The following is a 12,665-nucleotide window of genomic DNA, read 5'->3' on the forward strand; positions in this document are numbered from 1 at the left end:
CAACACGGAAAATCAACACGGAAAATCAAAATGCCTTTACAAAAATTATCTCTAGACGAAGCAAGCAATATTTTATTGAATCAAAATCTTTTGCGCGAAATAATACAAAATAAAAGCACACAAAAACATGACGATTTAACGCACGAACACGACCAAACTTGGTCAATAGATGCTAGAGATTTTGATAACCACACAAATCCGTACAGCCACATAACGTACGATTCGCGCGATATTAAGCCAAACACGCTGCTTTTTATTAAGGGCAATTTTAAGCCAGAATATCTTAAAGACGCGGATAAAAACGGCTTAACTGCTTATGTTTCACAAGATTGCTACTCGGATTACACCAATGCAGTTGGGCTGATTGTAACAGACGTTCGAAAAGCAATGAGCGTGCTTTCGGCAGCATTCTTTGGCAACCCGCAAGAAAAGCTTACGACTATTGGAATTACGGGAACAAAAGGCAAAACAACCACAGCATACTTTACTCATGCTATTTTGAACGCACATTCTAATGGCAAAGCGGCGCTATTCTCTTCGGTAGACAATTGCTTAGACGGTAAAACATATGTTGAGTCGGACTTGACTACGCCAGAAAGCCTAGACGCGTTTAGAATGATGAGCCAGGCCGTAGAAAATGGCATGAAATACCTTGTTATGGAAGTTTCTTCGCAGGCGTACAAAGTTAACCGCGTGCATGGATTGCACTTTAATGTTGCGGCATTTTTGAACATTAGCCCAGACCACATAAGCCCAATCGAACACCCAACTTTTGAAGATTATTTGTATTGCAAGCGTCAAATCGTAAAAAATACGGATGCACTTGTGCTTAATGCGGATTGCGCACATGCGGATTTGATTATTCAAGATGCAGATCAAAATGGCGTAAAAGTCACAACTTTTTCAAGAATCCACAGAGAAGAAATAGACGAAAACACTTGCGATTGCCCAGAATGCAGCAATCATTGCGATATTCACCCTTACGAAAACAGCGCAAAGTACCCTGAGCTTGTTTTGCCAAAGTATATAGCGGTACCAGAATTGCAAGAATCGCAAGGTGCGCAAAGTACGCAAAATACGCAAAATACGTCAGAACATTGTATTGCGGTTTTGGGAGGCGATATTACCAATTTCAAAGATCAAGATATTCCTGAATACAACACAATAGACAGATTCAACCTAAAAATCGCAGGCGACTTTAACTACGAAAATGCACTTGCGGCAATTGCAATCGCACAAAACGCGCAAACAGATTTAATCAACAATATTGACGCATTGCACGCGATTGAAAACGTTGAAATTCCAGGACGCATGGAGATTTTTGAGGATCCAAAATCCAACACAATCGCAATAGTTGACTACGCGCATAATTACGTTTCTGTAAAGGCGCTACTGGACTTTGTTGAAGAAAAATACGCAAGCCAGAGTTTATACACTACTCTTGTTACGGGGTCTGCTGGAAACAAAGCTTACGATAGACGCAAAGAGATTGTTCAAGCTGCGCAAAATCGAATCGACGAGTTTGTGTTTACAATCGAAGACACAAACACCGAAGATCCAATGGATATTTGCAACGACATGAAATCTTGCATAACAAACCCAGGCGTTAAATCGCAAATAATAATCGATAGAACGCAGGCGATTGAGCACAGCGTAAACGAAGCTAGAAAGCGCGGCGAGCAAAGCAAACGCGATGAAGATAGCGATTTATTAAACGTAATCCTCATTATTGGAAAGGGCGATGAGCGCTGGATTAAGCACAACAACAAGCACGTTCCTTACGAAAGCGATTCGCTTGTTATTAAGCGCCTCTTTAGCTAACGCCTCTTTGGCTAAAGTCAATTTGTGCTAAAGTCAATCCGCAGCTAAAGTCTAAAGTCATTCCGCAAGATTTGGATGAATGTTAGCGCGTTGATCTTTTGGCTTCTTTAAGTCTGGATTAACGCGCTCAATCAGCATGGTGCGCGCATCACCTGCGGTAACAAAGCTGCCGCAAATCAGCACTCCGTGACCATACCCCACTCCAAGCTCATCGTCTTCATCAACAAGATTCACTGCCGTTTGAATAGCGTCTGGAAGATCGTCAACGCGAATCACGCGATCTTTACCAAACACGCCAATCGCAATCTTCTCTAGGTCTTTAGGGTCCATAACGCGGTCTCGCCAAGAGTTACGCGTAACAATAATCTTAGTTAAAATCGGCTCAAGCACACCCAAGTATTCTTCAACTTGCTTATCTGCCATCATTGCCACAACGCCAATAAGCTGCTCAAAATTATAGTTTTCTTCGATTGTTTTACGGAGCGACTCGGCAGCGTTAACATTGTGACCGCCGTCAATAATAATCGTTGGAGAAGTACGAACTTGCTCAATGCGGCCCGGAACCTTAACTTGGCTCAAAGCCTCGGCAACCAAATCGCCGTCTAAAGCGCCATTTACAGGCAGAACAACCTCCGCAGCAGCAAGCGCCGCCAACGCATTATGCGACTGATGCACACCAAACTTGTCAATCGGAACATCCGTATAAACGCCATTTGGAGTTCGCAAAGTGGCCACTTGCCCGCCAACAGCTGGCATGCGCGAAACAACCTCTAACTCGCCACTGCCGTCACTAAAGTCGCGTAAAAGCTTGGCATTATTGCGATTTGCCACCTCTTGAATAATCGGCAAAACTTGCGATTCGTGTGGCTGCGGCCCCAAAATCACAGTGCAATTTGGCTTAATAATGCCAGCCTTTGTGCGCGCAATCTCTTCAACCGTGTTGCCAAGCCATTGCATGTGATCCATGTCTACAGGGCCAATAATCGCAGCATCCGCGTTCACAACATTAGTGGCGTCCCATTCGCCACCCATGCCAACTTCCATCACGGCAACATCTACAGGAGCGTCGGCAAAAGCCCAAATCGCCATAGCCGTAAGCACTTCAAAAAAGCTCATGCGCGGCTTGCCCTCGGCGTCCATGCGAGCGTCAACCATGTCTATAATGTCTTTCATTTGATCAAACACATCAACAAACTGGTCATCGCTAATTTCTTGGCCGTCAATCATAATTCGCTCGTTTACGCGTTGCAAATGCGGCGAAGTGTAAAGACCTGTGCGCAAACCGTACGCGCGGCAAATCGCCTCCGCCATGCGCGCCGTGGAACCTTTGCCATTAGTGCCAGTAATGTGAATCACATGCATCGACTGCTCTGGATGCCCCAAAATATCAAGGATTAAGCGCATTCTATCTAAATCAAGATTCGTTTTATTATGCTCTGGAGCGCGGCTCATAATATCTCGCTCAACGTCAACAATTCGCTCATTGCTGCGATTTGGATGTTCCATCGACATTTTGGCTCCCCTATTTTTGATTTACGTTTTCGGATTTACGTTTTCGCTCATTTTTCCAACTATCTAGATTAATAACCGTAGTGTTTTGTACCTGATTTACGGCGTGTCGTGGTACAAAATGCGGAAATAGCGTTTGCGTTGAATAATCGGTTTTATAGCGCGTTATAAATTTCTGCAATAGTCAAAAATGCTACAAATCACACAAAATTTGCGCAAAAAAGGCGTGTTTATGGCTCTTAGATGGTAAAGTACACGTTGGCGTTTCTGCCCAGGCTGCGTAGGTCGAGGAACGCTTAAAGAAATTACAATGCGCAGCAATCAACAGTTAGGAACACTAATGAGTGATATTCTAGACAACGAGTCCGAAAGCAATACAACAACCCCAATAACCGATAAGGCCCGCGAAAACGCGGATCCTGCCCCAACAACAATCGCAAGCCTTAAATGGCGCGTTGCAGACATATCTCTCGGCGCTGCTCTGGCTGCCTTGTTTGGCGTAATCTACTGGGGCTTTACAATCATATTCTTCTCTCAAATCTCCCCTATTTTGCGCACAATTTTGCCTGGTTTTGGCAGCATTTTGCACGGCGTTTGGTACCTTTCTGGCCCACTTGCGCTGCTTTTAATCCGCAAGCCTGGTGCTGCGATTTACGTAAACGTTGTTGGCGCCGTGTTTGAGAACATTCTTGGCCAGCAATTCTCCGCGTTTATGGTTTTGGCTTCTGCTGCATTGCAAGCCGTGTTTAGCGAGATTCCTTTTGCCATCGCTCGCTACAAAAAGTACAATCTTACTTTAAGCGTAATTTCTGGCACACTTACCGCGCTGGAATATGGTATTTACCTAATGTTTGTGGTTTACCAGGGCAAGAGCGCAAACTATCTTACAATTCACATGATTTGCGAGCTTATAAGCGGCTTTGTGATTGCAGGCATTGTTCCTTGGCTTTTGTTCGTTGCTGTTCGTAAGACTGGAGTTTTGAGCAATTTTGCCTCTGGAAGAGACCAAGAAGTAGTGGCGTAAGTTTTGCTCTAAAGCTGCTTGCGACTTGCCTTGCATACACCCATGCACTTTGCGCGCTAAACAGAGCGCTAAACATCTAGCTAATCGTAGCGTGTTAAACGTTTATGGGTGTGTGCTAATCTGGTCGTTGCTAACTTTGTTAGCGTGGGGCTTTAGCTCAGTCGGTTAGAGCAACGGACTCATAATCCGTCGGTCCAGGGTTCAAGCCCCTGAGGCCCCACAAAGCAATCGCCTTAATGACGTACAAAAAAGCTTCAACTCGTTTGATTCTAGGAATTACCTAATTCATCTTACAAGTTGAAGCTTTTTGTTTATATTCTTTGCATACCGCGGTAGAAAGTATCTCGAATAACTTGACTGCGATTAATTCCTAATTTCTTAGCTTGTTCATCAATCCAATCAGTCCATGATTGAGGGAATCGTGCATTAATCGCAACAGTCTGTTCTCGTTTTTCCTCTACTCTCGGCCTTCCAGCTCTTAGGAGCCTCACAGCAGTATCAATGTCTGGCGCATCATCTGCTGCGCGCATAAACATTGCTTGAATCATCTGCTTGGATTCTTTGCCATCATAATGCTTAGCCTTATTATCGTCCCAAACAAAATCAGTCATGAGCATACCTTTCTACAGCCCCGCTTTAGAAAGATAGTCTGGGATTTCGCTCGGGTACTCTGGCCACGCGCCCGCCTGAGTGCAAACGTACGCAGCAGTGTTGATTGCAGCACGATGCGCGTCTTTAAGCGAATCGCCAGCCAAAATCCTTGCAGCAAAAGTGCCAGAGAATGAATCGCCAGCGCCAACCGTATCGTTAACTTCCACATGAGGAGTTGGATAGGTAGAGCTTTCGCCATCCTTAGTAAAGATTGCGCTAAAAGTAGATCCGCCAGTCAAAATCACGTAATCTAAACCGTAGCGCGCCTGGAACCATTTGCAAGCCTCATTGTCGGAAGTTTCGCGAATATTAAACATATCTCTAAGAAGAAGCAGCTCGGAATCGTTAAGCTTAAAAACAGTTGCCTCTTTAAGAAGAGCGTCAATCAAATCCTTTGAATAATGATCGCTACGAATGTTTATATCGAAGAACTTCATGGCGTTTGGCTTGGTGTGCTTTAAAAGCTCCAAAACAGTATCGTGCGTTTCTTGCGATCTTAAGCTAAGCGTGCCAAAGCAAATCGCGTCTGCTTTGCTAACAAGGTCCACAAGTTCACGCGTATAAACAATATGATCCCACGCAATGTTTCGCACAATCGTGTACTCTGGAATGCCATTTCTAAGCGAAACATCTACCGTACTAGTTGGCCAAGCATTGCGCTGAATAACGTGCTCAATCCCTGCTTTTTCAACTTCTTCAACAAGTTCATTGCCAAGAGAATCTTCTCCAACAGCACTAATAACGTAGCTTTCTGCACCATTGCACTGCGCATGGTACGCAAAGTTTGCTGGAGCACCTCCAACTCGTTTTCCTTGGGGAAGCAAATCCCACAGTAATTCTCCAAGTGAAAGAACGATTGGCTTAGTCATTGTATTCCTTTCGAGAGTATCGATGATTTTGGCTGCGACTCGTTAATCAACATCTTTATTGCAACAAGTCACATAAATGCATAAAACACATAAATGTATAAAACGCATGAAACATATAGAGCATATGTAGCACATAAGCCACATAAACCGCAATAAAGTAATGTTGTTATAACAACTAAGTGCTATAACAACATTATTGCGTAAAGATTAGATAATTAATTTAGATAGTCTTAGATGATTCTAAATAATCCTAAATAATCCTAGATAATACTAAATGATTCTAGATAATCCGTTTAGATAGCAGCACACTACTTAGCAGCGCGCTGAGCCATCCAAGCTTCAACATCTTCGATTTGCTTAGGAATATCAATAGAAAGCCATTCAGGACCATTCTCCGTCATCAAAACATCGTCTTCAATACGGATTCCGATTCCGCGCATTTCTGGCGGAAGCATAAGATCATTGGCAGCAAAGTACAGGCCAGGCTCGATTGTAAAAATCATTCCTGGAGTAATCTTCGCACCCTGATACGCCTCGTAGCGAGCTTGAGCGCAATCGTGAACATCTAGACCCAAGTGGTGAGCAACACCGCAAGCATGCCAACGGCGATGCTGCTGACCTTGCGGCGAAAGCGATTCTTCAACGCTAACCTTTAGAATACCCCACTCGTGCAAATGCTCCGCAAGTACGCGCATGCAAGCGTGATGAATGTCGCTGTAAGTGGCGCCTGGCTTAGCCGCCTCAAAACCAGCCTGCTGAGCATCGAGAACGCACTGGTAAAGCTTCTTTTGCAAATCCGTAAACTTGCCATTGGTTGGGAAAGTTCGCGTAATATCTGCCGTGTAAAGGCTATTGACTTCTACGCCTGCATCAATCAAAAGAAGATCACCGCTAGAAACCACACCCGTGTTGCGCATCCAGTGCAAAATTGGAGCGTGCTTGCCAGAAGCAACAATTGTATCGTAGCCAACTTCGTTGCCAACTTCACGCGCAACGGAATTAAAAGCGCCTTCAATCATGCGCTCAGAATGCTCCTTACCCAAAGCTTGAGGCAAACGCGTAAGCATGCGGTCAAAGCCTAACTTTGTAGCAGCAATAGCCTTGCGCATTTCGCCAATCTCGTAAGCATCTTTAAGCATTCGCGCTTCGGCGGCCACTTCGTGCAGCTTGTCGTCGGCAGCAATGTTTGCATCTTCGTCGCTAAATCCGCTTGCTTCCCTTAGCGCATCTACGCGCGCTGTTAAATCGGCATCCGACTCGCGCACAATTCGCACGCGCACGCTTTCGGCAGCGCTATTATCGTCGCTAACGTTTTTTGCAAGCGCGTCGTCAAGCTCCGCAATGTCTCGCGTTTCAATGCCAGTCATAGCCTTAAGCTCTTTGAGTCCTGCGCGAGGGCCAACCCAGTATTCGCCGTAGTGCGGATCTTTGTAGAACGCAGCAGTGCTATTGTCTGCGCGAGGGGCCACAAAAAGCTGCGGAACATGAGTTTTGCCAGCTGCTTCCTCGTCGCTACCTGGTTGCACTGGCTCAAGCACAAGCACCGCGCCAGCCTCGTAATCCTGACCCAAGCCAGTGTAATATGCAAAAGTCGTATCTGGCCTAAAAGCGTAGTCGCAATCATTATTGCGCACTTTTGGCTGGCCTGCTGGAATAACAAGGCGTTCGCCTGGGAATCGCTTGCCAAGCGCCTCTAGACGCGCTGGCGTGTATTTCGAAGATTCAAGCGGTTCGATTTGAGGCTCCTGATTATCCCAGCCGCTAGTCATAAACTCTTTAAAGGAATCGCTGTTTGGGCGCAAAGATCGATTGTTTACGCGGTCTTGCGCTTTTTGCGTGCCATCCGCGTTTAGTTGCTCGCCATGTATTGTTGGCGTTGATTGATGCATATCTTCTGCCATCTTGCGACTCCTTGATTTTAATCTTTAATCAACTTAATCTTAATCAACCTAGATTCAGTTTACATTTCCCTATTTTCTTATTAGGAATGTACATTAAAAATCGCTATTGAATTTCTACGCTGCACATGGTTTTAGTATTTTTTAAAATAAACACGCTGCATAAAAATTAATCCATAGTTATTTGGTAAGATTGCTAAAAAACTTGATACCCCCCCCCGTAGCAGATTATAATAATCCGAAGAAGCAAGGTTAAAGAGAAAATCGCAATGACAGCGAGACGCTTAATCGCAAAACATTGCGGTATTCAACAATTCTTGCAAACACTAAAAACTGCGATTCACCACCAACAAGAGGAGAAGCTAATCATGAACGCTAAACTCGCAGCAGCAATATCTTTAGGCGCTAGTTCCCTTGCATTATTCGCAATGGCGGGCGTTGCAAACGCGCAAACCACTGAGACGACACCAACGCAGCCAACGACGACGCCTGTTGTTAAGCCAGCTGGTGGTCAGAGCGGTCAGGGAGGCACTTCTCAGCCGGATTCAGCAGATAATAAGATTGACGATAGCAACTTTACATCCGATCAAAAGAAAGCAAATGCTAGCGCTCAGCAAGCACTTGAAGATGCCAATAAACAGGCAGAGGATGCAGCTACAACTGTAAAAGAAGCGCATGATGCTGTTGGACGAGCTCAAATTGATGCTGATGATGCTAAAAAAGATGCAACAAAAGCAAATGATGAGTACACGAACGCTACAGGTAAAGAAAAGCAGGCTCAAACCGCTAAAGACCAGGCGGAGCAAGACGTTGCCACTGAGCAAGGCAAACTAGATGAAGCCAACAAAGATGTTGACAAAAAGAAGGCTGCTTTAGAAAAAGAACAAGCCGAGAAGCAAGCTGCCGACGACGCTAAAGGTCAGGCAGAAAAAGATAAGACCAAAGCTGAGCAAGATAAAAAGGATGCTCAAGGCGAAGTTGAAAAAGATAAGCAAACTCTAGAAAATGCCGAAAATAAAGTAACAACAGAAACTGACAATCAAAAAGCCGCCGAAGAAAAGCTAAAAGCCGAACAGGGCAAGCTTGCACAAGCTGAGATTGATAAAAAACAGCTAGAAGAACAAGCAAAACAAGCCGAGCAGGCTCAGACAGCGGCAAATGAGGCTGTAAAAAATAAGCAGGACGAGATAAACCAAAAGGAAGCCGCTAAAAAGGCTCTTGAACAACCAGGAACCGCTGCAACAAATGAGCAGCTGCAGGCGCTTAAGACTGCCGCAACTAAGGCTAAAGAGACTGCAGAAAAAGCCAAGACTGAGTCAGATAATGCAGCTGCTGAAGCTAGCTCCAAAAACACTGTTGCAACGAATAAGGAGAAGGCGTTAACAGCAGCAGAAGACGCTCTTCATAATAACGAGTCTTATAAAAAGAACATTAAATTGCTTGACGACGCTGCTGGAAACGCAAGCAAAAATTACGAGCAAGCATACACAGATAGGCTCGACCCAGATGTTGAGAGGGGCTTTGAAGGCTTCTTGGAGTATGTAATTGAAACAGAAACCGCAAAAGGAAATGAAGGTAACGCCGACCTTATTGCAGACGCTAAGCGCGCTCAAGATATAATTAAAGGTAAAACTTTTACTCCTACAGAAAGAATAATTGAAGTTGAGAACCACAAATATAGTTCAGGAACAGAACCAGCAAAGGCTCCTATTTGGGCGGCTTACTTAAAGAAACTGCATCGCGTTGGAGGGCCTGATTCCTTGCAAAATCTTAAAGAAGCGGCTACATATTATGCAGCTCTTAATAGGGTTCGCTCAGAAGAAAATGCTGGTCTTCCTACTGTTGGAGTTCGCTTAAGCCTTATTGCAGAGAGCATAATTCACTCCTTCTATTCTTCTACGATTCAAGATCACGCGGCTAATTTTGATTGGGAGCATGGCGTAGACAAGAACTCTAAAGATCAGCTAAAGTCTCACGCATATTCTGATTCAGACGAAAACCTTGCGTGGGGTGAATTCGACGGAGATAATCCTAATAGAGCAAGGGGCGACGGCAGCTTTAGCATAGAATCTAACACAGATTCTAATAAACCAATACACGCTACAAGTAAGTTTAACGCTATGGATGGCTGGTATTATGCAGAAAAAGATATATACGACAATGCCATTAAAAATGGTTCCTGGACTTATAAAAACACGACATATACTTTAACCAATGCCGGTAAAACGTTCTTGCAGAATCACAGGTATGATTTTACTAATTACACTGGCACTACTAAACCCGATGACACTAGTAACGCTCCTCAATTATTCGAAAATGACTCTAATAACAAAGTTCGGGAGGCATTTGGTGAAGTCGTTGGCCACTATCTGAATTTTATTGCTAGAGACAATACGGCTGCAGGCTTTGCAGAAGCAGATACAGCCATAGATGTAGACAACACAAGGCTTATTTACGATGTTGCTGTGTGGCATGGCAACTCCGAAAAGAGCATTAGTGCAAAAGACTATAACAAGCTTTTAACCGATTACATAGCTAAGGTTACAGATGATGGCGCAAAGAAACTGGAGCCAAGCAATGCTCGCGATTTAGCTGATTTAGCAGCCGCAGAGAACAAAGCAGATAAAGCTTTATTCCAAAAAACTTACGAGGTTATTACAGAAGAAAGCAAGACTGATACTCTTGCAGAAAACAGCGTAACCAAGTTAAGCCAAAAGGTTCTTGAAGCTCAGATGGAGTTTAACAATGCTAAAGATGAACTTCGAAAAGCAAACAAGACTAAGCATGAGGCTCTAGAAAAATACCACGACTTGGACAACAAGGCGACTGAGGCTCAGCAGAAGTATGAGCAGGAGAACGCTAAGGTTCAGCAGGCACAGACCCAGAGCGATGAGCAAAAACGAGCAAAGATTGCTGAGCTTAATAAAGAGCTGCAGAATCTTAAAACTGAGCTAGATGGTCTTCAAACTACCGCACAGCAGAAGCAGACCGAAGCTACGCAGGTGCGACAGAATGCCACCAATAAGCAAACTGAGATTAATACCACTTTGGCTGATGCTGTTAAGAACGCTGATGCTAATGTAAAGTCAACAACTGAGGCGGTTCAAAAGGCAGAAGCAGCTAAGAAACAAGCAGATGAAGCGCTTAAGGCTGCGCAGAAGAATGTTGAGAATCTTAATGCTAAGATTGCTGACTTAGATAAAACAATCAAGTCTGAAGCTCAAAAGTCTGCAGATGCTCAGACTAAGATTGACGATGCTCAAGGCAAGTTTGACGAGGCAACCAAAAAGCAGACTCAAATTAGCAAAGATCTTGAAAAAGCTCGGCAAACAGCATCTGAAAGAGCTACTGAATTAAATAAAGCTAAAGCTGCTGTTTCCGAAAAGATTGAGGCTGTTAAGGCAGCCAAAAAGACTGTTAAGGCTGCTCAGGCTAATGTTGAGAAAGCACAGCAGACTCTTAAAGCCGCCAAAGCTAAGGTTGAAGCAGTACAAAAGACTGTTAAGGCTGTTGAAACTAAGTTTAACGAGATAATCAAGAAGCTGCCTAAAGAGACTCAGAAAACATACAGTGCCAAGTTCCTTGCTGCAACTAAGCGATTCCAGACTATGCAGGAGGAATTAAACGGATACGTAACTACTCTTAATGAGTCAGTTTCAGCATTGAATACTGCTGCTAGTACGCTTCCCGCTTTTCCAGAGCCAGCTCCAGAACCACCAGCTCCAGCTCCAGAGCCAGCCCCATCTCCTGCTCCAAGCATCGAAGACACAACGCCTGGCTCTGGCTCTGCGTCTGTTGAAGAGCCTGGCGAAGCATCTGGCAGCGACTACGTTGGCAGCTCGGACTACAGCAGCAGCAACTGGTACAGCAAGTATCTTGCAGGATACGCAAACAACTTGTTCGGCAGCGAGCAACTCGGATTCCACGCTGCTGTTCCAGCTGCACAATCGCAGAGTGCAAACGGTGCTAACGGCGCTAACGCTCAGAATGCTAATGGCGTTGCGGCAAATAATGTTGCAGGCGGCGCGCACGCTAACACTCTTAGCGCATCTAGCGCCAATCGCATCGCTGCGGCACTAGTGGCGGGAGCTAAGGCTGCAGCCAAGAACGCTGCCAAGGCAGACGAGGCTAAGAAGGATGACGCTAAGAGCGAGTCCTCTAAGAATGCTGCTAAAGATTCCGCAAAGAGCAAGTCTAAGGATGAGTCCAAGGATGAGTCCAAGAGCGCTCAGGCGGCAGACGGCGCACAAAACGGAGCACAAAGCGCATCCAACAGCGTTACGCTTAAGGTTGTTGCGGCTCTAGCGACTGTTGTTGCAGGAATCGCAGTAATCGGAGGCGGCACCTACTTAGCTCGCCATCGTCGCGCGTAATCAAAACTAAATAACAAATAAAAACCGCGGTTGACCAGTCTTCACCGACTCGTCTGCCGCGGTTTTTGTATCTATCAACAACAAAACCCGTCAACCATCTCCGCATTTTGTACCAAATTACGCCTAAATCACGTACAAAACCCGTCAAACAACTCCGCACTTTGTAGCTCAACACGCCGATTAGAGCTACATTTTCGGGAAAATCGCTCGCGCGGATTAGCCGCGCTCACATCTTCGCAGCGCAGAAGCAGTGCTTCTGCTTTGAGCTGCTCAGCGCCCCAAATTGCCTTCTCGCGCTACGCTCTAAGCTCGAAGGCAGGTCGTCGCGCCCGCGCATTTTGTACCAAATTACACCTAAATCACGTACAAAACCCGTCAAACAACTCCGCACTTTGTACCAAATTTGAGCCAAATCACGTACAAAACCCGTCAATCTTTTCCGCACTTTGTAGCTAAACACGACGATTAGAGCTACAAACGCGGCTAATCCGCGCGAACGCAGAATTAGCCAGCCCTCCTA

At 45.1% G+C, this 12,665-nt stretch carries 7 protein-coding genes and 1 tRNA gene; 4 read left to right on the forward strand and 4 right to left on the reverse strand.

Going from position 1 to position 12,665, the window contains the following annotated elements; genetic code table 11:
- Positions 1-30: 30 nt before the first annotated feature.
- Positions 31-1,821, forward strand: a complete 1,791-nt coding sequence (locus ACZ0NX_RS04025) for a UDP-N-acetylmuramoyl-L-alanyl-D-glutamate--2,6-diaminopimelate ligase (protein ID WP_464405655.1) — start codon at positions 31-33, stop codon at positions 1,819-1,821.
- A 57-nt stretch (positions 1,822-1,878) separates the two neighbouring features.
- Here the strand turns inward: ACZ0NX_RS04025 and ACZ0NX_RS04030 are convergent, their stop codons facing one another.
- Positions 1,879-3,333 carry a bifunctional folylpolyglutamate synthase/dihydrofolate synthase gene (locus ACZ0NX_RS04030; RefSeq protein ID WP_464405657.1) on the reverse strand — a complete coding sequence of 485 codons (1,455 nt, stop codon included), beginning with the start codon at positions 3,331-3,333 and terminating at the stop codon, positions 1,879-1,881.
- Positions 3,334-3,670: 337 nt separating this feature from the next.
- Here ACZ0NX_RS04030 and ACZ0NX_RS04035 point away from each other — a divergent pair, with 337 nt between their 5' ends.
- The gene (locus ACZ0NX_RS04035) at positions 3,671-4,354 is read left to right on the forward strand and encodes an ECF transporter S component (protein ID WP_060787184.1); all 684 of its coding nucleotides are present in this window, start codon (positions 3,671-3,673) and stop codon (positions 4,352-4,354) included.
- Positions 4,355-4,500: 146 nt separating this feature from the next.
- Positions 4,501-4,574 (forward strand) — tRNA-Ile (locus tag ACZ0NX_RS04040).
- 91 nt (positions 4,575-4,665) lie between these two features.
- On the opposite strand, the gene ACZ0NX_RS04045 is transcribed toward ACZ0NX_RS04040, so the two are convergent.
- The 3 genes from ACZ0NX_RS04045 to ACZ0NX_RS04055 form a co-directional block, all read right to left on the reverse strand.
- Positions 4,666-4,965 carry a hypothetical protein gene (locus ACZ0NX_RS04045; RefSeq protein WP_464405659.1) on the reverse strand — a complete coding sequence of 100 codons (300 nt, stop codon included), beginning with the start codon at positions 4,963-4,965 and terminating at the stop codon, positions 4,666-4,668.
- Between the two features lie 12 nt (positions 4,966-4,977).
- Positions 4,978-5,874, reverse strand: coding sequence for a carbohydrate kinase family protein (locus ACZ0NX_RS04050; protein WP_415695971.1), 897 nt, complete (start codon positions 5,872-5,874; stop codon positions 4,978-4,980).
- Between the two features lie 308 nt (positions 5,875-6,182).
- Positions 6,183-7,763 (reverse strand): aminopeptidase P family protein, encoded by a 1,581-nt coding sequence (locus tag ACZ0NX_RS04055; RefSeq protein WP_415689675.1) that lies wholly within the window; start codon positions 7,761-7,763, stop codon positions 6,183-6,185.
- 377 nt (positions 7,764-8,140) lie between these two features.
- On the opposite strand from ACZ0NX_RS04055, the gene ACZ0NX_RS04060 reads away from it, so the two are divergent.
- Entirely contained in the window at positions 8,141-12,145 is a 4,005-nt protein-coding gene (locus ACZ0NX_RS04060) for a coiled-coil domain-containing protein (RefSeq protein ID WP_464405661.1), read from the forward strand.
- Positions 12,146-12,665: the final 520 nt, after the last annotated feature.

This window comes from Gardnerella rara (assembly GCF_055452355.1).

Coding starts and splice junctions, on each gene's coding strand:
- ACZ0NX_RS04025 (WP_464405655.1), top strand. CDS start 31: ATGCCTTTACAAAAATTATCTCTAGACGAAGCAAGCAATATTTTATTG.
- ACZ0NX_RS04030 (WP_464405657.1), bottom strand. CDS start 3,333: ATGTCGATGGAACATCCAAATCGCAGCAATGAGCGAATTGTTGACGTT.
- ACZ0NX_RS04035 (WP_060787184.1), top strand. CDS start 3,671: ATGAGTGATATTCTAGACAACGAGTCCGAAAGCAATACAACAACCCCA.
- ACZ0NX_RS04045 (WP_464405659.1), bottom strand. CDS start 4,965: ATGACTGATTTTGTTTGGGACGATAATAAGGCTAAGCATTATGATGGC.
- ACZ0NX_RS04050 (WP_415695971.1), bottom strand. CDS start 5,874: ATGACTAAGCCAATCGTTCTTTCACTTGGAGAATTACTGTGGGATTTG.
- ACZ0NX_RS04055 (WP_415689675.1), bottom strand. CDS start 7,763: ATGCATCAATCAACGCCAACAATACATGGCGAGCAACTAAACGCGGAT.
- ACZ0NX_RS04060 (WP_464405661.1), top strand. CDS start 8,141: ATGAACGCTAAACTCGCAGCAGCAATATCTTTAGGCGCTAGTTCCCTT.